Here is a 19741-nt window from a genome sequence, read left to right on the forward strand (position 1 = left end):
AAGCTTTTTGCAGTTGCGAATATGCATTGCACGTGACCGAGGGCCACCCTTTCTTTTGCCGCCTCCGTGCGGTACTTGAGCTGCATTATAGTTGCGCGATCCAAGTTCGGTATCCCGGGAGGCACCCAATGGCCATGACGATGAACGGCGAAGTCCAGCTTGCGGCGCCGCGCGAGGCCGTGTGGGCCAAGCTCAACGATGCCGAGGTGCTGAAGGCCTGCATCCCCGGCTGCGAGGAGCTGGAGAAGACCGACGATGGCGGCTTTCGCGCGACGGCGAAAATGAAGGTCGGTCCGGTGTCGGCGCGCTTCAAGGGCAAGGTCACGCTGTCCGATCTCGACCCGCCGAACGGCTACAAGATCTCCGGCGAAGGCGAGGGCGGGGTGGCCGGCTTTGCCAAGGGTGGCGCCGTGGTCAAGCTTGCGGAGAAGGACGGCGGCACGCTTTTGTCTTACGAGGTCGAGGCGCAGATCGGCGGCAAGTTGGCGCAGCTCGGCCAGCGTCTGATCAACGGCGCCGCCAAGAAACTGGCAGACGAATTTTTCGCGAACTTCGCCAAGGCGGTACAGGGCTGAAGGCCAATACCTCGAGCATTGCGCCTTTCGGCATATCGCGTTTTGTCATGGCGCCTTGCATTCCCGGTGATGTTGCCCCGGGGCATAATGGCCCATATGATGGGTTGGAATAATTATAAGAACCGCTTCGACGGGACCCGTCGGGGCGCTGATAGAGAGTGTTTATGGCAAAAATCTCCCTCATCGTGAACGGCAATCCTGTCACGGCCAATGTCGATCCCCGCACCCTGCTGGTGCAGTTCCTGCGCGAGAATCTGCGGCTCACCGGCACCCATGTCGGCTGCGACACCTCGCAGTGCGGCGCTTGCGTCGTGCATCTGGACGGCAAGGCCGTGAAGTCCTGCACCACGCTCGCCGTGATGGCCGATGGCCACGAGGTCAAGACGATCGAGGGCCTGGCCGCCGACGGCGCGCCGCTGCATCCGATGCAGGAGGCCTTCCGCGAACACCATGGCCTGCAGTGCGGCTTCTGCACGCCCGGCATGATCATGACCGCGATCGACATCGTCCATCGCAAGGGCAACGAGCTCGACGACCACACCATCCGCGAGGAGCTGGAAGGCAATCTCTGCCGCTGCACCGGCTACCAGAACATCGTCACCTCGATCTCCGCCGGCGCCAAGGCGATGGCGAAATCCGATCTCGCGTAAACCTCGCGCGCACTCTGCGATCAGGACATTCAGATGTACGATTTCAAATACCATCGCCCCGGGACCGTTCGGCAGGCCGCCAACCTCCTGGTGAAGAACGAAGATGCCAAGGTGATCGCCGGCGGCCACACGCTGATTCCCGTCATGAAGCAGCGCCTCGCCAGTCCGCCGCATCTGGTCGACCTCTCCCATATCGATGGGCTCAACACGATCGAGATGAAGGGCCGCGCGCTCGTGATCGGTGCCACCGCCAGGCATGCCGAAGTCGCAAGCTCCGCCATCGTCGGCGAGGCGATCCCGGCGCTCGCGAACCTGGCCGGCCAGATCGGCGATCCCGCCGTGCGCCACAAGGGCACGATCGGCGGCTCGCTCGCCAACAACGACCCGACAGCGGACTATCCGGCTGCCGTGCTTGCGCTCGGCGCCACCATCGTCACCAACAAGCGCCGCCTCAAGGCGGAGGAGTTTTTCCAGGGCCTGTTCACGACGGCGCTCGAAGCCGACGAGATCATCACCAAGGTGATGTTCCCGCTGCCGAAGAAGGCGGCCTATATCAAGTTCCGCAACCAGGCCTCGCGTTACGCGCTGGTCGGCGTGTTCGTGGCGCGGCGTCCCTCCGACGTGCGGGTCGCGGTCACCGGCGCCGGCTCCGAAGGCGTGTTCCGTGTCACCGCATTCGAGGAAGCTTTGAAGAAGCGCTTCGCCGCGAAGGCGCTTGACGGCATCGAGGTGCCCGGGGACGGCCTCAACAGCGACATCCATGGCAGCGCCGAATACCGCGCGCATCTTATCGGCGTGCTGACGCGGCGCGCCCTCGACGCCGCCAACGCCAAGGAGTGAGTGATCCTCACGCCTCGGCCCAAACTTGTCCCCGGTGAGGGCGTAGCGAGACTGGCTTTTTCATGACCTCAGCGGCCAATACGTCCGGTGCCAATACTTCAGTTGTATTGCCGGCATCGGTCGATTCGATGCTCGAACTCCTGACGTCGCGCGGCTATCTCGCCGAGCGATCGCTGGCCACGGTGACCTATCTGTCGCTGCGCATGGGCCGGCCGCTGTTTCTGGAAGGCGAAGCCGGCGTCGGCAAGACCGAGATCGCAAAAGTGCTGTCGGCGGCCTTGGGGCGGAAGCTGATCCGCCTGCAGTGTTACGAAGGCCTCGACGTTTCCTCGGCGGTCTACGAATGGAATAGCGCCGCGCAGATGATCGCGATCCGGATGGCGGAAGCCGCCGGCGACACCGATCGCGATCAGCTCTCCTCCGATATCTTCGCCGACCGCTACATGATCAAGCGGCCGCTGCTGCAGGCGCTGGAGCCCGACGTTGCGGGACCGCCGGTGCTCTTGATCGACGAGCTCGACCGCGCCGACGAGGCGTTCGAGGCGTATCTGCTCGAAATCCTCAGCGACTTCCAGGTGACGATTCCCGAATTCGGCACCGTGAAGGCGCCGCATCCGCCGATCGTGATCATCACCTCCAACCGCACCCGCGAAATCCACGACGCGCTGAAGCGGCGCTGTCTCTATCACTGGGTCGATTATCCCGATGCCGATCGTGAGCTCGCGATCGTCAAGTCGCGCGTGCCGGGCATCTCCGCGAAACTGTCGCAGCAGGTCGTGCGCTTCGTCCAGGCGCTGCGCAATCAGGATTTCTACAAATCGCCGGGCGTTGCCGAGACCATCGACTGGGCCACTGCGCTGTCGGAGCTCGACGCCCGCTCGCTGACCCCGCAAGTGGTCGGCGACACGCTGGGCGCGCTGCTCAAATACCAGGACGACATCACGCGGATGCAGGGCGACACCTTGCAGAAGGTGCTGAAGGACGCGACGAGCGAGTAACTTGTCATTCCGGGGCGCGCGGGAGCGTGAACTCTGGTGCGCAATTGCGCACCTGAGAATCTCGCGCCACAATCTCTGGATTCCGGGTTCGTCGCTTCGCGACGCCCCGGAATGACGGAGCGAGGAAAGACCATGGCCATCAACCACCTTGCGCCTGAGCAGACCGAGCAGTTCGCCGACAACATCGTGGGCTTCGCCCGCGCGCTGCGTTCGGCCGGCATGCCGGTCGGGCCGGGTGCGGTCATCGATGCCATGAGCGCGCTTGAGGTGATCGACATCGGCAACCGCGCCGACGTCTTCACCACGCTGGAGGCGATCTTCGTCAAGCGCCATGAACATGCGCTGATCTTCAAACAGGCCTTCAACCTGTTCTTCCGGGCGTCGGAAGAGTGGAAGCACATGCTGGATTCGGTGCCGTTGCCGGAGCAGGCCAAGAAGAAGCCGCAGGCAGGCTCCCGCCGCGTCCAGGAGGCGATGTCGCAGCCTCGCATGACGGAGACGCCGCAGCACCAGGAGCAGGATTTGCGCCTGTCGGTCTCCGACAAGGAAATCCTTCAGAAGAAGGATTTCGCTCAGATGAGCGCGGCTGAGATCACCGAAGCGCTCCGCGCTGTCGAGCGGATGCGGCTGCCGCAGGCCGAGCTATTGACGCGCCGGCACCGGCCTGATGCGCGCGGGCTTCGTCTCGATTTGCGCCGCACCTTACGCGCGTCCTTGCGCACCGGTGGCGACATCATCGACATCCATCGCCTCGGGCGGATCGAGAAACCGGCGCCGATCGTCGCGCTGCTCGACATCTCGGGTTCGATGAGCGAGTACACCCGCCTGTTCCTGCATTTCCTGCATGCCATAGGGGACGCGCGAAAACGTGTCTCGGTGTTCCTGTTCGGCACTCGCCTCACCAACGTGACCCGGGCGCTGCGGCAGCGGGACCCCGACGAGGCGCTGGCGAGCTGCTCGGCCTCGGTCGAGGACTGGGCCGGCGGCACGCGGATATCGGCCTCCCTGCACAATTTCAACAAATTGTGGGCGCGGCGCGTGCTGAGCCAGGGCGCCATCGTGCTGCTGATCTCCGACGGGCTGGAGCGGGAAGCCGATTCCAAGCTCGCCTTCGAGATGGACCGGCTGCACCGTTCCTGCCGGCGGCTGATCTGGCTCAACCCGCTGCTGCGGTTTGGCGGCTTCGAGGCCAAGGCCCAGGGCATCAAAATGATGCTGCCGCACGTTGACGAATTCCGTCCGGTACATAATTTGAGCTCGATCCAGGAGCTGATCACCACGCTCTCCCGGCCGCTGCCGCCGCATCACCGCAGCTTGATCCGCTCCGCAGCCTGAGAGGTAGCCATGCTCGATCGCGACGAGGATATTCTGAAGGCGGCGGAGGACTGGCAGAAGGCCGGCCGTGGCGTCGCGCTCGCCACCGTGGTCGAGACCTGGGGCTCGGCACCGCGTCCGGCGGGCTCGAGCCTAGTCATCAACGACGAGGGCACGTTCCTGGGGTCCGTCTCCGGCGGCTGCGTCGAGGGCGCCGTGGTCACGGAGGCCATGGATGTGATCCAGAGCGGCAAGCCCAGGATGCTGGAGTTTGGGGTTGCCGACGAGACTGCCTGGAATGTCGGGCTGTCCTGCGGCGGCACCATTCGCGTCTTCGTCGAGAAAGTCGGCTAGCCGTGAAGCTCGAGATCCTGCACGAACTCAATACCGAGCGCGCCGCGCGCCGCGCGGTGATTTTGGTCACCGACACCGAGAGTGGTGAGCAGCGCCTGGTGAAGGCCAAGGATTTTGCCAAGGATCCATTAGGCGCCGAGCTCGACAAGCAGCTTCGCATGGGCAAAAGCGCCAGCGTCGAAGCCGGCGGCAAGAAGCTTTTCCTCAACGTCTATGCGCCGACCGCAAAGCTCGTCATCGTCGGCGCCGTCCATATCAGCCAGGCCCTGGCACCGCTGGCGCGCTCGCTCGGCTACGACGTCACCGTGGTCGATCCGCGCACGGCCTTTGCGAGCCCCGAGCGCTTCCCCGACGTTCCACTGGTCGCGGAATGGCCCGACACGGCGCTGCCGCTGCTCAACGTCGACGCCTACACGGCCTTCGTCGCGGTAACGCACGATCCCAAGATCGACGATCCCGCGCTGCTGCACGCCTTCGAGCGCAACTGCTTCTATATCGGCGCGCTCGGATCGCGGAAGACGCACGCCAAGCGCGGCGACCGGCTGCGGGCGCAAGGCGCCAAGGAGGCTGACATCGCGCGCATCCACGCGCCGATCGGGCTTGCGATCGGCGCGGTCTCGCCGTCCGAGATCGCGGTCTCGATCATGGCCGAGATCACGGCGGTGCTTCGCCTGCCGCCCAAAGAAAAAGAAGAAGCCGCATGAAGTTCGGCCCGGCGAGTCCCAGGGATGCGATCGGCGGGGTGACCGTCCACACCCTGCGCCAGGGACCGCTGGTGCTGAAAAAGGGCACGACGATCGGCCCGGCCGAGGTCGAGGCGCTGGAGCGCGCTGGCATCAAGGACGTCGTGGTGGTGCGGATGGAGGAGGACGATGTCTCCGAGGACATCGCTGCCGCCAGCATCGCGCTCGCCGTCGGCGGCGAGGGCATCCATGTCGAGCGCGCCTTCACCGGCCGGGCCAATCTGTTCGCCGCGCAGCCAGGCGTGCTGGTGATCGATCGCGCCGCGGTCGACCGCATCAACAATGTCGACGAGGCCATCACATTTGCGACGCTCTCCGCCTTCAAGCCGGTGGTCGAGGGCGAGATGGTCGGCACCGTCAAGATCATCCCGTTCGGTGTCAAAGGAAAGTTGCGTGATGCCGCGGTGAAGGCCGCGGGTCGCGACGTGCTGAAGATCGCGCCTTACGTCATCAAGCGCGTCGGCGTGGTCTCGACGCTGCTGCCCGGCCTGTCCTCCAAGGTGATCGACAAGACGTTGCGCGTCACCGCCGAGCGGCTGGCGCCGGCCGGCGCCGGCATCATCGCCGAGCGGCGGGTCCCGCATGAAGAGCAGGCGCTTTCGGCTGCGATCAAGGAATTGCTCGGGCTCGGCGCCGAGCTCGTGATCGTGTTCGGTGCCTCCGCGATCGCGGACCGCCGCGACGTGATCCCTGCGGCCGTCACCAGCATCGGCGGCGAGATCGAGCATTTCGGCATGCCGGTCGACCCCGGCAACCTGCTGCTGATCGCCCGGGCCGGCGCCGTGCCGGTGCTGGGCGCGCCCGGCTGCGCGCGCTCGCCGGTCGAGAACGGCTTTGACTGGGTGCTGATGCGGCTGCTCGCGGGCATCAAGGTGACGCGGTCCGAGCTGATGGGCATGGGTGTTGGCGGCCTCCTGATGGAGATCGTCACGCGCCCGCAGCCGCGCGCAAAACCGGAGATCGAGGGCAACAACCAGGTCGCGGTCATCGTGCTCGCAGCAGGCCGCTCGACCCGGATGGGTGGGCCGAACAAGCTACTGGCCGAGCTCGATGGCAAGAAGCTGGTGCGAATAGCGACCGAGCAGGCGCTGGCCTCCAAGGCGTCCGAGGTGATCGTCGTCACCGGCCATCAGACCGAGCTGATCGAACAAGCCTTGCAGGGCCTGAAGGTGCGTTTCGTCAAAAATCCGGATTTTGCCGGCGGCATCGCAAGCTCGGTCAAGGCGGGCATCGCGGCCGTTCCCGAGACGTCCGACGGCGCCGTGGTCTGCCTCGGCGACATGCCGCTGATCGACGCCGGCCTGATCGACTGTCTCATCGACGCGTTCGCACCGGACCGCGGCAATCTCATCGTCGTGCCCGTCAGCGAAGGCCGCCGCGGCAACCCCGTGCTGTGGTCGCGCCGATTCTTCGGGGAGTTGATGACGCTCGACGGCGATGTCGGCGCGCGCCATCTGATCGCGAAGCACACCGAGGCGGTCGCCGAAGTGCCGGTCGACGGCGAGAGCGCCTTCCTCGACATCGATACGCCGCAGGCGCTGGAAGCGGCACGGCGGGGATAGCGGTTCGTAGGGTAGGCAAAGGCGCGCAGCGCCGTGCCCACCATCCCTCGACACCGTCGTGTTTAATTGGTAGGCACGCTTCGCTTTGCCCACCTACCGCGCCGCCCAGGCCTCAATTCAACGCCCCGTTCACCATCTGGAAACAACCGCCGCTTACAGTCACCTTCACCTGCCTTGGGGGGAGGGGTTTTTCCATGGCTTCGAACGTCGTCGCGCGCCGTTGCGCGATGTTTTTCTTTGCGCTGTCCGTCTGCATCGCGGGCGCTCGCCATATCACGGATGCGCATGCCGCCGGTGCATTTGCGGTCGGCAAGTGCGGCGCTTACGGCCAGGCCTTTGATTATGGCGCCGAGCACGAAGCCCGTGCGGCGGCGCAGAAGCAGTGCAAGGGCGATTGCACGACCGTGACGATGAAGCGCGCCTGCGCCGCGATGTCGGTCGATCTTTCCAATCCCTGCGGCGCCTATGGCTATGCCGTCAAGCCGAAGATCTCGACCACGCTCAATGCCGCCACGCGCGAATGCTACAAATACGGCGGCAAGGAATGCGTGATCCGCGCCTGGGCCTGCGACGCCAAGGGTTGATTCCTGTTGCAGTCATTCCGATCGTGCGTAGCATCGAATCCGGAATGACAGTCGGGGAGTTGCATGCAGTTCGATACCAAGATCGCCATCGTGATTCGTACCGATCTTCAAGCCTGGCAGAAGCTCAACGTCGCGGCCTTCCTCACCAGCGGCATCGCCGCGGCCTTTCCGGAATGCATCGGCGAGCCCTATGAGGACGCGTCGGGCACGAAATATCACGCGCTGATCGGTCAGCCGATCCTGATCTATGGCGCCGACGGTCCCGCATTGACGCGCGCGCTCGATCGGGCCCTGACGCGCAACGTCAAGCCGGCGGTCTATACCGAGGACATGTTCAAGACCACTCATGATGCCGCCAACCGCGAGGTGGTGAGGGCAGTGGCGCGCACCGATCTCAATCTCGTCGGTCTCGCGATGCGCGCGGAGCGCAAGGTGATCGACAAGATCGTCGACGGGTTGAAGTTTCATAGTTGACGTGAACGCGCGCGGTCTTGCGCGCGCTTCCACCTGCGATGCCTCACCCCGGCGGCATGCCCGCGAATTTGGGCAGGTCAGGGTCAAGACGATCCCAGTGATGTCCGCGCGCGGCGAAAGTGACCGCCTGCGGCTTGTAGCGGGCGGGCTCGTCGAGGCTTGCGGCGCGGATCGTGAAGACGTCGGGCTGTGCCGCGAAGGTCATGTACACAGGCACGCCGCACTGTGTGCAGAAACCGCGCGTCTTCACGTTGCCGCTGTTGGCGACCATGTCCCAATGCTTTGCCTCGCCCGTCACCGTGACGCCGTCGCGTGCGAATGTCATGTACGAGCCGTGGGCGCTGCCGCTTTCGCGCTGGCAGTCCCGGCACTGGCAGTGATTGCTGAACAGCGGCTCACCGGCAATCGAATAGCGGATCGCGCCGCAGGCGCAGCCGCCGGTATAGGGCTTGGTCATGCGATTACTCCTTACTTGTCTTCGCCGCTGATCTCGTCGAGCTGGCGGACGACTTTCTTCCAGCCGCCGCTCATGCCCGTGTAGGCCGATTCGTTCCTGGGCAAGACGAAGCCCGCATGAACCAGACGGATCCGCGTGCCGTCCTCGACCGGGGTGAGGGACCACGTCACGACGGTGTCGAGCGGCGCGCCGTAGCCAATGTTGCGCTCATCGCCGCCCTTCCAGGCGTAGACGAGGCGGCGGTTCGGCATGACTTCCAGGACCCGGCAATGGATGACACCATCCCATGCGCCGCCCGGCGTGGTCTGGTAGGTGAAAGTGTTGCCTTCGACGGCCTCGAAACCGGTCGGCGGCATCAGCCAGCGCGCGATCAGCTGGGCGCTGGTCAGCGCCTTCCAGATCGTCTCCGGCGCATGAGGGAGCACCTCGTCGATGACGATGTCTTTTGTCTCGGCTTTCAATTCAACAGCACTCACGGCTCGATCTCCTTCAAGAGGTCACGCAGGTTCTGGAAGCGCTCGCGCCAGAACACGCCGTAATGGTCCATCCAGGAGACCAGCGGTTCCAGGCCTTGCGGCGCGGCACGGTAATAGACGTTGCGGCCCTCGGCACGCTCGGCGACGAGGCCGGCCTGCTTGAGGGACTTCAAATGTTGCGAGATCGCGCCTTGCGTCACGCCACTTCCCCGCGTGAGTTCAGCGACGCTGATCTCCGTGCTCTCGAACACGCGTTCGAAGACGGCGCGTCGCGTCGGGTCCGCGAGGGCGCGCATGACGGTGGTAACGGGATTTGGGGCGGCTTCGATCATAGAATTAGATTAGCCGTCGCTAATGAATTAGTCAATACTAATTTGTGGACCAGATTGGGTCCGCAGCGCTGTCTTGACTATGACTGACTGGTCAGTCATATCAGATAGATGACCAGGAAACCCGCCAAAGCCGCCACGCCGCCCGCAGCTCGCGCGAACGCGAAGGCCAATTCACACGCTGGCGAGGACGCGGTGCCCGCGTCGAGCCGTGCCACGCGCGCGGCGGAGCGGCGCGCGGCGATCGTGGATGCCGCGATGGAGGAATTCATCGCGCGGGGCTTTGCCGCGACGCGGCTCGACGACATCGCGAAGCGTGCGGGTGTCGCCAAGGGCACCATCTACCTGCACTTCAAGGACAAGGAATCGATGTTCGAGGAGCTGGTCCGGACGGTGATCGTGCCTGTCGTGACCCGGTTGACGGCATTGCCGCCACCGGCGGGCTCGGTGCGCGATCTGGTCGAGGCGTTTGCGAGTAACTTCCTGAAGGAGGTCATCGGCACCAGGCGCGGCGATCTCGTGCGCCTGATCGTGGCCGAGGGGCCGCGGTTTCCCTCCGTGGCCGACTTCTACTACCGCGAGGTCGTCTCGCGCGGCATCTCCGCCATGCGCGCCCTGATCGAGCTCGGCATCGCCCGCGGCGAGATCCGCCAGAAGAACCTGGCGCACTATCCGCAGATCCTGGTCGCACCCGCGATGATCGCGGTGATCTGGCAGAGCCTGTTTGCGCGGCACGCGCCGCTCGACGCGCAGGACATGCTGCGCGTTCATCTCGATTTGATTTTTGGCGAACGGAGCACGACATGAGGCCGTCGCAAGCAATTTCTGTACTCGCATTGATCGCGGTCCTCGCGACCGGGCTTGCCGGTTGTAAGGACAAGCGTGATCCCGGCTTCCAGGGCTGGGTCGAGGCTGACATGATCTTCGTTAGCCCAGACGAGGCGGGTCGCGTGACGAAGCTCAATGTCCGCGAGGGCGATCAGGTCAAGGTCGGCGATCACCTCTATTCCGTCGACGACGATCTCCAGCTTGCCGATCTCAATCAGAACAAGGCGACGCTGGCGAATGCGCAGCAAACCTACGATCGCGCGGCTTCGCTGAGCAAGACCGGCTCGGGCACGCAGGCCAATCTCGACTCGGCGGTCTCCGCCTTGCGCGTCGCCGAGGCACGGGTGGCGACCTCGGAGACGCGGATGGCGCGGCGCAAGGGCTTTGCGCCGGTCGCCGGTACCATCCAGCAGATCTATTTTCGCGAGGGCGAGATGGTGGCGGCGCAGCGGCCGGTGCTCTCGATCATGCCCCCCGGCAACATGAAGCTGCGCTTCTTCGTGCCGGAGACCGAGCTGCCGAAGCTTGCGATCGGCGATACGGTGCGGATCGCGTGCGACAATTGCGCCGCCGATCTCACCGCAAAGATCTATTTCATCGCAACCTCGGCCGAATACACGCCGCCTGTCATTTACAGCCTCGAGGAGCGCAACAAGCTCGTCTATCTGATCCAGGCGCGGCCTTCGCGTCCCGACGCCTTGCGCGTCGGACAGCCGATCGACGTCTATCTCAATCCAAAAACTCCGGTGGCGGACAAACGATGAGCGGCAATGGCATCGCGATCGACGTCAAGGGCCTGACCAAGTCGTTCGGCGGCCGGGAGGTCGTGCACGATCTGTCGATGCAGGTGAAACGCGGCTCGATCTACGGCTTCCTCGGGCCGAACGGCTCCGGCAAGACGACGACCATCCGCATCCTCTGCGGCCTGCTCACACCCGACAGCGGCGAGGGCACCTGCCTCGGCTACGACATCCTGAAGGACGCCGAAAAGATCAAGCGCCAGGTCGGCTACATGACCCAGCGGTTCAGCCTGTATCAGGACCTGTCGGTGCGCGAGAATCTCGAATTCGTCGCGCGGCTCTATGGCCTTGCCGACGCCCGCGGCGCCGCGCGCGACATGATCAAGCGGATCGGGCTCTCGGGGCGCGAGGAACAGCTCGCGGGCGAACTCTCCGGCGGCTGGAAGCAGCGGTTGGCGCTAGGTGCCTGCACATTGCCCAGTCCGAAACTGCTGCTGCTCGACGAGCCGACCGCCGGCGTCGATCCCAAAGCGCGGCGCGATTTCTGGAACGAGATTCATGCACTCGCGGCCGACGGTCTCACCGTGCTGGTCTCGACCCACTACATGGACGAGGCCGAGCGCTGTCACGAGATTGCTTATATCGCCTATGGCCATCTGCTCGTGCATGGCACCGTGGACGAGGTGATCGCGAAATCCGCGTTGACGACCTACACCGTGACGGGCGAGGACCTGAACGAGCTCACGGCTGCGCTCACCGGCAAGCCGGGAATCGACATGGTGGCGCCGTTCGGCACGTCGCTGCACGTCTCCGGCCGCGACGTCGCCGCGCTCGAGGCCCGCATCGCGCCGTGGCGCGAAAAAAGCGGACTGCATTGGCACAAATCATCGCCGTCACTGGAAGACGTGTTTATCGAATTGATGAGCCGTTCCAAGGACAATTTCCAATGAGCGCGGTCGATCATCCTGAACCCCAGCACGCGATCCGGGAGCGCTTCGGCTTCTGGAGGCGCTCCTATGCGATGCTGATCAAGGAGTTCATCCAGCTCAAGCGCGACCGCGTGTCATTTGCGATGATCGTGATGCTGCCTGTGATGCAGCTGCTCTTGTTCGGCTATGCCATCAATACCACGCCGCACAATCTGCCGAGCGCGGTGCTGCTTCAGGAGGATTCCGATCTCGCACGCTCGATCCTGAAGGCGCTGGAGAACACCGCCTATTTCCGCTTTCTCTACGAAGTCCACGACGTCGAAGATTTCGACAATCTCCTGAAATCCGGCAAGGTTCTGTTCGGCGTCGAGATCCCGCGCGGCTTCGAGCGGGCAGTGCGGCGCGGCGATAAGCCGGCGCTGCTGGTCGCGGCTGACGCCACCGATCCAGTGGCGGCGAGCGCGGCGATCGGCTCGCTCGGCATGGTCGTGCAGACCGCACTCAAGCACGATCTCTACATCGGAGATCCCCCGGAGATGCCGTTCGAGATCCGCGCGCACGCCCGCTACAACCCCGCCGCCGCGTCGAGCCTCAACATCGTGCCGGGCCTCGTCGGCACCATCCTGACCATGACCATGCTGATCTTCACCGCGCTCTCGGTCACGCGCGAGGTCGAGCGCGGCACGATGGAGAGCCTGCTGTCGATGCCGATCAAGCCGGTCGAGGTGATGTTCGGCAAGATCATTCCCTACGTGCTGGTCGGGTTCGTGCAGGCGTTCCTCATCATTGGCATCGGGGTCGGCCTGTTTGGCGTGCCGGTGCTCGGAAATCTGTTCCTGCTGGCGCTGCTCTCGACGCTCTTCATCACGACCAATCTGGCGATCGGGTACACGATCTCGACGCTGGTGCAAAACCAGCTCCAGGCGATGCAGATGTCGATGATGTTCTTCCTGCCGAGCATCTTGCTGTCCGGATTCATGTTCCCGTTCGCCGGGATGCCGGCCTGGGCGCAATATGTCGGTGAGTGCCTGCCGCTGACGCATTATTTGCGCATCGTCCGCGCCATCATGCTGAAGGGTGCGAGCATGCAAAATTTGCGTTTCGACGCGTTGGCGCTGGCGGTCCTGATGCTGCTCGCCATGACCATCGCCGTGACGCGCTTCCGCCGCACGCTGGATTGAGGCAAGATGCCCCTGGAATCAAGGGGGCGGAATGGTCAGTTTTGCGAGCAGGAAGGCCCGGCAGCATGCCGTGATGTCCGAAGACTTCGAGCGCGAGCTGACGCGCGAGGTGCTGCGCACCGAGCTCGTGCGAGTGAGGGCGCTGATCACGACGGGCTGCGTCATCGTCGTGTTCCTCACCGCGATCTACCTCGTCAATTCCTCCGTGGTGCAGCGGGTCTGGCGGGGCACGGAGGGGCTTGCCGAGGTCTATGGTCTCCTGACCGGCTTCATCCTGTTCGAGGTCTGGGTCCACAGCCAGATCAGGCGAAACCTCAAGCTCGACCGCGATCTGCCGGTGATCCGGCGCTATATCGGCGCGCTGATCGAGACCTCGCTGCCGACCGTCATCCTGATCCTGCAGATCCGCAGCATGGGCGCGAGCCAGGCGCTCGGCTTCGTCGTGCCGCTGATCTATTTCATTTTCGTCATCCTCTCGACCCTGCGGCTCGACTTCTGGCTGTCCACCTTCACCGGCTTCGTCGCTGCGGGTGAGTTGCTCGCTGTGGCGCTGATCTTCGATCCCGCCAGCGGGAGCGGCGAGCCGCAGATCTATTTCCACGCGGTGCGAAGCACCATCATCCTGATCTGCGGCGTGCTTGCAGGCGCGGTCGGTGCGCAGCTCCGCCGCCAGTTCGCCGCAAGCATTGCCGCAGCGACCGCGCGCGACCGGGTGACCAACCTGTTCGGTCAGCACGTGTCGCCACAGGTGGTGGAGCGGCTGATGGCGGCGGGGACGAGCGTCGCCGGCGACCTCCGCCGCGTCGCCGTGATGTTCGTCGATTTCCGCGGCTTCACCGCCGGCGCGCAGTCGCGCACGCCGCAGGAGGTGGTCGACCGGCTCGACGGCGCCTTCGCCGTCCTGGTCGACATTCTCGACCGCGAGGGGGGCATCGTGAACAAGTTTTTGGGCGACGGCTTTCTGGCCCTGTTCGGCGCGCCGCTGGAGACCTCCGACGCCGCGCACCGCGCGGTCGCCGCGGGCCGCGAGATGCTGACCGCGATGGCGCGCATCAACGCGCAGACGAGCTGGCCGCTCAGAATCGGAATCGGCATCCATTTCGGCGAGGTCGTCGCCGGCAATATCGGCTCGCCCCGGCGCAAGGAATACACGGTGATCGGAGACACCGTGAACTTCGCCTCCCGGCTGGAGGCGCTGAACAAGGAGTTCGGCTCGCAGCTCTTGATCTCGGCGGCGGTCCGCGAGGCGCTGGGCGAGGACGGCGACGATGCGGTGTCGCTTGGGGAGGTCGAGGTGCGCGGCTATGAGCAGAAGGTGGCGGTGTTTCAACTGGGGTGAGGGCCGCCGCCTGCGCCTTCACTTGTGAGTCGCGTTTCGTTGAAGCGGCTCGCGTTTCGTTGAAGGCGCGTGATGAAATATCCTTGGTAGCTTTTGGGTCTTGCACGGTGGAAGCCGAAAATCTCAGCTTCCCTTTGTTACCCGGAGAAAGCCAATGACTCGATCGATCCTTGTTGCAGCCGCCCTGATCGCCGCTGTCACCCAAAGCCAGGCCGCATCGGCGCGGGACAGCGTGCCGCGTCGCGCCGCAACTCACGTGGCGGCCGACTGCGTCAGGGCTCCGGCAGCAGGCGCGTATGCCTCTGCGCCTTACGCACAGCCGCCTTGCCTGCCCAACACGGCGTCCGCGTACTAACTCGCGGCAGAGACGAAGCCGGGCCGGTGAAGTCCGCCAGCCCGGCGTCGCGAACGCTGATGGCGGACTGCGCGGGATCTCGCGCTGGAGGCCGAGTAGATTCGGCGCCGTATCGCAACGGCGCGGCCGGCGAAGATTTTGCGAAGACGGCCTACCCGCTGCTGCGCAACGCGTACGGCCTCGATCGACTGCTCTGGGGCAGCGACTGGCCGCACACGCAGTTCGAGAAGGCGCAAAGCTACGCGAAGAACCGGCGATTTATCGATGGGCTGATCGTCGATCAGAGTGAACGCGCGCAAGTGCTCGCATCGCCACGTTCGCTCTGCCGCTTTTGATCCGTCTTCCGCGATTGCTCCGATTGCACTCTATTTTGGGGCATGACGGGCGATGTCGCCGGCTTGTAGAGTGCCGGCGATGCAGCCGACCGAGGCTGCGCTTGCGTGAAGAGGAAGCGAAGATGCAGCGCCGCTACATCACCGTCGACGTGTTCACCGACCGCGCCTTCGGCGGCAACCAGCTCGCCGTGGTGCTGGATGCCGGCGGGCTCTCCACGCAGCAGATGCAGGCGATCGCGACCGAGTTCAACTATTCGGAGACGACCTTCGTACTGCCGCCGCGCGATAAGGCCAACGACGCCGAAGTGCGCATCTTCACGCCGGTGTTGGAGATCGCCTTTGCCGGTCATCCCAATGTCGGCACAGCCTTCGTGCTGGCGTCGCTGGCGAAGGAGCCGAAACCTCGCCTGCTGTTCGAGGAGAAGGCGGGGCTCGTGCCGGTCGAGATCGTGCGGGAGCAGGGCCGGGTGGTCAGAACGGAGCTGACCGCGCCGCAGCCGCTGGCGCGGTATGCGCCACTGTCACCTGCTGAAGCCGCGAGTTGCATCTCGCTCGGCGCGGATGACATCAAGACCGACAACCACGCAGCGCACGTCGTCACCGTCGGAAACGCGTTTCTCGTGCTGGAGCTGCATTCGCGCGAGGCGCTGAAGCGGGCCCGGCCGGATGCCGCGGCCTATGGCAAGATATTGCCACGCGATGGCGCCCGCTCGGTGTGGTTTTATACCCGTGACGTGCCCGCAGCGGAGGCGCCATGTGAGCGCCAGGCGCGCATGTTCATGCGCGGCGCCAGCGGCCTCACCGAGGATCCCGCGACCGGCAGCGCAACCGTCGCAGCCGCCGCGCTGTTCGCCGATCTCGATCCCAGGCGCGACGGCGAGTTGAGGCTCACGGTCGGCCAGGGCTTTGACATGGGCCGGCCCAGCGTCCTGCAGACGCGCGTGCGCAAGCAGGACGGCAAGATCGTCTCCGCCCATGTCGGCGGCAGCTGCGTGCAGATGATGGAAGGGACGTTGAGGCTTGATGGGGAGGGTTAGCTCTCTATTCCATCGTCATGCCCGGGCTTGTCCCGCCTGCGCGGCCGAAGCCGCTTCGGCGACGCGAAGGCTCGGGCATCCACGTTCTTCGTGCTGTGTGGCAAGGCGTGGATGGCCGGGACAGGCCCGGCCATGACGGAGAGAGTCGTTCAGGCCTGCCGTCCCGCCAAATTCTTCACCGTCACCCCATCGCGCTCCTCGATGATCTCCGCGATCATCTGGCGGTGGCAATGGGTGTGGTCGCGCTCGTAGCAAAGCAGGCAGACGGGACCGGCTTTCTTTACTAGTGCCGAGAGTTCGTCCATCTGCTCCCGGGCCTCCGGCGTCTTCAGGTGCTTTGAGAAAACCTTCTCCAGTACATCGTATTGCCCGCTGCGGGCGGCGAGGCGGCCTTCCTTGGGCGTGCCGAGCGCTGCCAGATGGACATAGGCGATGCCGCGTTCATCGAGGTCTGCGGCGAGCTGCCTCTTGGAAAAGCCGGGCCGGCGCGATGACGTCACCGCGCGCACGTCGACGACGAGCTTGACGCCGGATTGCTCCAGCTCGTCGAGCACTGCCTTCGGCGGCGTCTGCTCATAGCCGATGGTGAAGAGCTTTTTTGCCTTTGCCATGAGACACCTTTAGCGAAATACCTCAGCTCACCCGTGCGATCAGTTCCATCGCGCCGGCTGGCGCGCGCACCTTGCCCTCGTGGATGACATAGGCGAACACGTCGCGCGGCTCCTTCTTCGGCTTGGCCTTGTCGACCTTCGGCAGGTCGTCGGGTTCGCTTCCCTCGGCCCAGTTCTGAAAGCGCTTGGCCCAGGCATCGAGCTGCTTCGGCGGATAGCAGGTCTTGATCTCGTCATTGCCCTTCTGCAGTCGCGCATAGACGAAATCGCCGGCGACGTCGGCGATGGCCGGATATTTGCCGTGCTCGGCGAACACGACGGGCGTCTCGAATTCGCGGATCAGCGCGACGAAATCCGACGTGCAGAAACTGTCGTGACGGACCTCGACGACGTGGCGCAGCGCGCGTCCCTCGAGCTTGCGCGGCAACAGCTCGAGGAATTTTCCGAAATCGGCGCCGTCGAATTTTTTGGTCGGCGCAAACTGCCACAGCACTGGCCCAAGATGATCGCCGAGTTCCAGCACGCCGGAATCATAGAAACGCTTGATGGAATCCCCGGCCTCGGCCAGCACGCGCCGGTTGGTGGCGAAGCGCGGCCCCTTCACCGAGAACACGAAACCATCAGGCACCTCGCTCGCCCATTTGCGAAAGCTCTCCGGTTTCTGCGAGCCGTAATAGGTGCCGTTGATCTCGATCGAGGTCAGCTTCGAGGCGGCGTAGGACAGCTCCTTGGCTTGCGTGAGCTTCTCCGGATAGAACACCCCGCGCCATGGCTCGAAGGTCCAGCCGCCGATGCCGATGAAGATGTTGCCGGATTTTTTGGACGCGGTTTTTGCTTTGGCCACGGGAGGATCTCGGATGCGGGGAGGAGGGCCTCCATCCTAATCAAACCAGTTGTGATTGGCCAGTTGCGACGTCCCGTCTAAGCTCGCGATAGGATCTGCGAAAAAAGGAGAACAAGATGCGGATGCTGATGGTGGGAGCGGCGCTCGTCATGATGACATCTGCTGCCATGATATCTTCAGTTATGGCCGACGATGACGATGCCAAGGGTGCGCAGAAGCTCGCCACGCAGGGCCGCGACGATTATTGGCATTGCCTGGCGCGGGAATATTCGCGCGTCGGCAATCAGGGCCTGTCGGAACAGGATTTTGGCCGCTCCGTCGCCGGAGCCTGTCCGTCGGAGCGACAATACTACCGGGTGGCACTGCTCGATTATCTCACCACGCAATATCCGGATATTGATGCCGGCGCCCATCTCGCGACCGCGAACAGGGCGGTGGAGGCGGCGCAGAAGGACATCGTGACGGCCTTCGTCAAGCACAAGCCGCCGCAGAAATAGCCCATTGAACCGGTGCGTCCGGCAAGCCCTTCCGGCAGCGCGCTCATCCATGGTATCACTGGGCGCATCTGGAACAGGGATGGGTTTCCATGTCGTCTGAGTCGGTGGGGGGCATTTTGGGCGCGATCGTCGCGGCGATTGTGCTTGCGGTCGCCGTCGTCTTTGGGCCGATCGGCCAGTACGGCAAGCCGCCCAAGCCTGCGAAGGCCGAGCCGGCCGGGGCTGCGGCGCCGGCGGCTCCTGCCGCGCCCGTGCCGCGAGGGCCGGTGATCAAGGAAGTCCCGAACCAATAAGGGCGTGAAAAAGGCCTCTTTCGCCCCTTGTAAAGCGGCGTTGCCGTTCCCATTTAGCTTCTAACGGCGACGTTGAGCGAAAAACTCCGGCGCTGGAACGACCTTGGAATAGCCCAGGCTGCGCCGGATGTACGCGCCGCCCGCCGTTCCGGGGTCGTTGGCATTTTGGGACCCCTTTTTGGGCCGCTCCCCAGAGAAACCCCGGCTTGCTGGCGCAAGTTCTTGGCAGCACAGGACGCGGCGGATATACGCTGCCGTCATGAATCAAGCGATCAGACCGGGCTCCGATAACCCACGGGCGGCTTCGCCGGCGCCCGAATTGTCGGTCGTCGTCCCGACTTTCAACGAACGCGACAATGTCACGGTGCTGTACCGGCGGCTGGAGACAGTGCTGGCCGGCATCGCCTGGGAGGTCGTGTTCGTCGACGATAATTCGCCTGATGGCACCTGGGACGTCGTGCGCGCGCTGGCCCAGCGCGATAGCCGCGTGCGCTGTGTCCGCCGTATCGGCCGCCGCGGCCTGTCGGGGGCCTGCATCGAGGGCATCCTGGCCTCCAGCGCGCCCTATGCGGCCGTGATCGACGCCGACCTCCAGCACGACGAGACGCAACTGCCGAAGATGCTGTCGCTGCTCGCGAGCGGGCAGGCCGAACTCGTGGTCGGCAGCCGCTACATCGAGGGCTACAAGAGCGAAGGCTTCAACAAGCAGCGCGCCGGCGCCAGCGCGCTGGCAACGGAACTCGCCAGGAAAGCGCTGCGGGTCGAGATCGCCGATCCCATGAGCGGCTTCTTCATGGTTCGCCGCGACCGCTTCGAGCAGCTCGCGCCGAAACTTTCCGTGCACGGCTTCAAGATCCTGCTCGACCTCGTCGCAAGCGCTAACGGCACCTTGCGCGCCATCGAAATTCCCTACACGTTCGGCGAGCGCCAGCACGGCGAAAGCAAGCTCGATTCCATGGTCGCGCTGGATTTTCTCGGCCTCGTTCTGGCGAAGTTCACCAACGATGCTGTCTCGTTACGCTTCCTGCTGTTCGCGATGGTCGGCGGGATCGGCCTCGTGGTGCATCTCACCACCCTGTTCATATCGCTCGAGCTGTTCAAGGAGCCGTTCGCGGAAGCGCAGGCCTCCGGCGCCATCGTCGCAATGACCAGCAATTTCGTCCTCAACAACTTCCTCACCTACCGCGACCAGCGGCTGAAGGGCTTTGCACTGCTGCGCGGCCTGATCGCGTTCTACATCGTGTGCAGCGTCGGCCTGCTCGCCAATGTCGGCGTCGCCTTCTCGGTCTACGACCAGGAGCCGATCTGGTGGCTTGCGGGTGCGGCCGGGGCGCTGATGGGCGTGGTGTGGAACTACGCGATGTCCGGACTGTTCGTCTGGCGCAAGAAATAGCTC

Annotated in this window: 25 protein-coding genes; 20 read left to right on the top strand and 5 right to left on the bottom strand. The window is 64.4% G+C overall.

Going from position 1 to position 19741, the window contains the following annotated elements; translation table 11 throughout:
• Positions 1 to 128 precede the first annotated feature (128 nt).
• The 10 genes from AC0L23_RS14820 to AC0L23_RS14865 all read left to right on the top strand — a co-directional run bounded on the left by AC0L23_RS14820 (position 129) and on the right by AC0L23_RS14865 (position 8094).
• Positions 129 to 575 (top strand): SRPBCC family protein, encoded by a 447-nt coding sequence (locus tag AC0L23_RS14820; protein ID WP_018455582.1) that lies wholly within the window; start codon positions 129 to 131, stop codon positions 573 to 575.
• 164 nt (positions 576 to 739) lie between these two features.
• The gene (locus tag AC0L23_RS14825) at positions 740 to 1225 is read left to right on the top strand and encodes a (2Fe-2S)-binding protein (protein ID WP_007602418.1); all 486 of its coding nucleotides are present in this window, start codon (positions 740 to 742) and stop codon (positions 1223 to 1225) included.
• A 33-nt stretch (positions 1226 to 1258) separates the two neighbouring features.
• Positions 1259 to 2065, top strand: coding sequence for an FAD binding domain-containing protein (locus tag AC0L23_RS14830; RefSeq protein WP_473357077.1), 807 nt, complete (start codon positions 1259 to 1261; stop codon positions 2063 to 2065).
• Between the two features lie 62 nt (positions 2066 to 2127).
• The gene (locus AC0L23_RS14835) at positions 2128 to 3063 is read left to right on the top strand and encodes an AAA family ATPase (protein ID WP_026232979.1); all 936 of its coding nucleotides are present in this window, start codon (positions 2128 to 2130) and stop codon (positions 3061 to 3063) included.
• 132 nt (positions 3064 to 3195) lie between these two features.
• Positions 3196 to 4398, top strand: coding sequence for a vWA domain-containing protein (locus AC0L23_RS14840; protein ID WP_026232980.1), 1203 nt, complete (start codon positions 3196 to 3198; stop codon positions 4396 to 4398).
• Positions 4399 to 4407: 9 nt separating this feature from the next.
• Positions 4408 to 4731, top strand: coding sequence for an XdhC family protein (locus AC0L23_RS14845; RefSeq protein ID WP_007602422.1), 324 nt, complete (start codon positions 4408 to 4410; stop codon positions 4729 to 4731).
• Positions 4732 to 4733: 2 nt separating this feature from the next.
• On the top strand, positions 4734 to 5435 hold the full coding sequence (locus AC0L23_RS14850; protein WP_018455586.1) for an XdhC family protein: 702 nt from the start codon (positions 4734 to 4736) through the stop codon (positions 5433 to 5435).
• Complete coding sequence (locus AC0L23_RS14855) at positions 5432 to 7036, top strand: NTP transferase domain-containing protein (protein WP_473357078.1); 1605 nt, start codon at positions 5432 to 5434, stop codon at positions 7034 to 7036. The genes AC0L23_RS14850 and AC0L23_RS14855 overlap by 4 nt, the downstream gene beginning before the upstream one ends.
• A gap of 194 nt (positions 7037 to 7230) precedes the next feature.
• Complete coding sequence (locus AC0L23_RS14860) at positions 7231 to 7620, top strand: DUF4189 domain-containing protein (RefSeq protein ID WP_018455588.1); 390 nt, start codon at positions 7231 to 7233, stop codon at positions 7618 to 7620.
• Between the two features lie 63 nt (positions 7621 to 7683).
• A complete protein-coding gene (locus AC0L23_RS14865) occupies positions 7684 to 8094 on the top strand; it encodes a DUF2000 family protein (protein WP_018455589.1) in 411 nt (136 codons plus the stop codon).
• A 43-nt stretch (positions 8095 to 8137) separates the two neighbouring features.
• Here the strand turns inward: AC0L23_RS14865 and AC0L23_RS14870 are convergent, their stop codons facing one another.
• Genes AC0L23_RS14870 through AC0L23_RS14880 form a run of 3 tightly spaced genes read right to left on the bottom strand, consistent with a single transcriptional unit; the run spans position 8138 to position 9359 of the window.
• Positions 8138 to 8551, bottom strand: coding sequence for a GFA family protein (locus AC0L23_RS14870; RefSeq protein WP_018455590.1), 414 nt, complete (start codon positions 8549 to 8551; stop codon positions 8138 to 8140).
• Positions 8552 to 8562: 11 nt separating this feature from the next.
• Entirely contained in the window at positions 8563 to 9027 is a 465-nt protein-coding gene (locus AC0L23_RS14875) for an SRPBCC family protein (RefSeq protein ID WP_085351066.1), read from the bottom strand.
• The gene (locus tag AC0L23_RS14880) at positions 9024 to 9359 is read right to left on the bottom strand and encodes an ArsR/SmtB family transcription factor (RefSeq protein ID WP_085361698.1); all 336 of its coding nucleotides are present in this window, start codon (positions 9357 to 9359) and stop codon (positions 9024 to 9026) included. The genes AC0L23_RS14875 and AC0L23_RS14880 overlap by 4 nt, the downstream gene beginning before the upstream one ends.
• Positions 9360 to 9467: 108 nt before the next feature.
• Here AC0L23_RS14880 and AC0L23_RS14885 point away from each other — a divergent pair, with 108 nt between their 5' ends.
• From AC0L23_RS14885 to AC0L23_RS14915, 7 genes are all read left to right on the top strand, one after another.
• A complete protein-coding gene (locus tag AC0L23_RS14885) occupies positions 9468 to 10163 on the top strand; it encodes a TetR/AcrR family transcriptional regulator (RefSeq protein WP_085351068.1) in 696 nt (231 codons plus the stop codon).
• A complete protein-coding gene (locus AC0L23_RS14890; protein WP_085351069.1) occupies positions 10160 to 10948 on the top strand; it encodes an HlyD family secretion protein in 789 nt (262 codons plus the stop codon). Before AC0L23_RS14885 ends, AC0L23_RS14890 begins: the two co-directional genes overlap by 4 nt.
• Positions 10945 to 11874, top strand: coding sequence for an ABC transporter ATP-binding protein (locus AC0L23_RS14895; protein ID WP_247337367.1), 930 nt, complete (start codon positions 10945 to 10947; stop codon positions 11872 to 11874). Before AC0L23_RS14890 ends, AC0L23_RS14895 begins: the two co-directional genes overlap by 4 nt.
• A complete protein-coding gene (locus tag AC0L23_RS14900) occupies positions 11871 to 13034 on the top strand; it encodes an ABC transporter permease (protein WP_018455596.1) in 1164 nt (387 codons plus the stop codon). The genes AC0L23_RS14895 and AC0L23_RS14900 overlap by 4 nt, the downstream gene beginning before the upstream one ends.
• 31 nt (positions 13035 to 13065) lie before the next feature.
• Positions 13066 to 14373 carry an adenylate/guanylate cyclase domain-containing protein gene (locus AC0L23_RS14905; protein ID WP_085351070.1) on the top strand — a complete coding sequence of 436 codons (1308 nt, stop codon included), beginning with the start codon at positions 13066 to 13068 and terminating at the stop codon, positions 14371 to 14373.
• A gap of 381 nt (positions 14374 to 14754) precedes the next feature.
• Positions 14755 to 15063, top strand: a complete 309-nt coding sequence (locus AC0L23_RS14910) for an amidohydrolase family protein (protein WP_240550529.1) — start codon at positions 14755 to 14757, stop codon at positions 15061 to 15063.
• A 122-nt stretch (positions 15064 to 15185) separates the two neighbouring features.
• Positions 15186 to 16100, top strand: coding sequence for a PhzF family phenazine biosynthesis protein (locus AC0L23_RS14915; protein ID WP_247409368.1), 915 nt, complete (start codon positions 15186 to 15188; stop codon positions 16098 to 16100).
• Between the two features lie 149 nt (positions 16101 to 16249).
• Here the strand turns inward: AC0L23_RS14915 and AC0L23_RS14920 are convergent, their stop codons facing one another.
• Both AC0L23_RS14920 and AC0L23_RS14925 read right to left on the bottom strand, forming a co-directional pair.
• On the bottom strand, positions 16250 to 16711 hold the full coding sequence (locus AC0L23_RS14920) for a DUF488 domain-containing protein (protein ID WP_247409367.1): 462 nt from the start codon (positions 16709 to 16711) through the stop codon (positions 16250 to 16252).
• 22 nt (positions 16712 to 16733) lie between these two features.
• Positions 16734 to 17555: a DUF72 domain-containing protein gene (locus AC0L23_RS14925; protein WP_247409366.1), complete on the bottom strand. Its 822-nt coding sequence runs from the start codon at positions 17553 to 17555 to the stop codon at positions 16734 to 16736.
• A 116-nt stretch (positions 17556 to 17671) separates the two neighbouring features.
• Between AC0L23_RS14925 and AC0L23_RS14930 the strand changes: the two genes are divergently transcribed.
• The 3 genes from AC0L23_RS14930 (at position 17672) to AC0L23_RS14940 (ending at position 19738) form a co-directional block, all read left to right on the top strand.
• Complete coding sequence (locus tag AC0L23_RS14930; RefSeq protein WP_085351074.1) at positions 17672 to 18052, top strand: hypothetical protein; 381 nt, start codon at positions 17672 to 17674, stop codon at positions 18050 to 18052.
• An 89-nt stretch (positions 18053 to 18141) separates the two neighbouring features.
• Positions 18142 to 18345: a hypothetical protein gene (locus AC0L23_RS14935; RefSeq protein WP_026232985.1), complete on the top strand. Its 204-nt coding sequence runs from the start codon at positions 18142 to 18144 to the stop codon at positions 18343 to 18345.
• Positions 18346 to 18604: 259 nt separating this feature from the next.
• Positions 18605 to 19738 carry a glycosyltransferase family 2 protein gene (locus AC0L23_RS14940; protein WP_026232986.1) on the top strand — a complete coding sequence of 378 codons (1134 nt, stop codon included), beginning with the start codon at positions 18605 to 18607 and terminating at the stop codon, positions 19736 to 19738.
• Positions 19739 to 19741: the final 3 nt, after the last annotated feature.

The sequence above is a fragment of the Bradyrhizobium sp. MI1.4 genome (genome assembly GCF_055811315.1).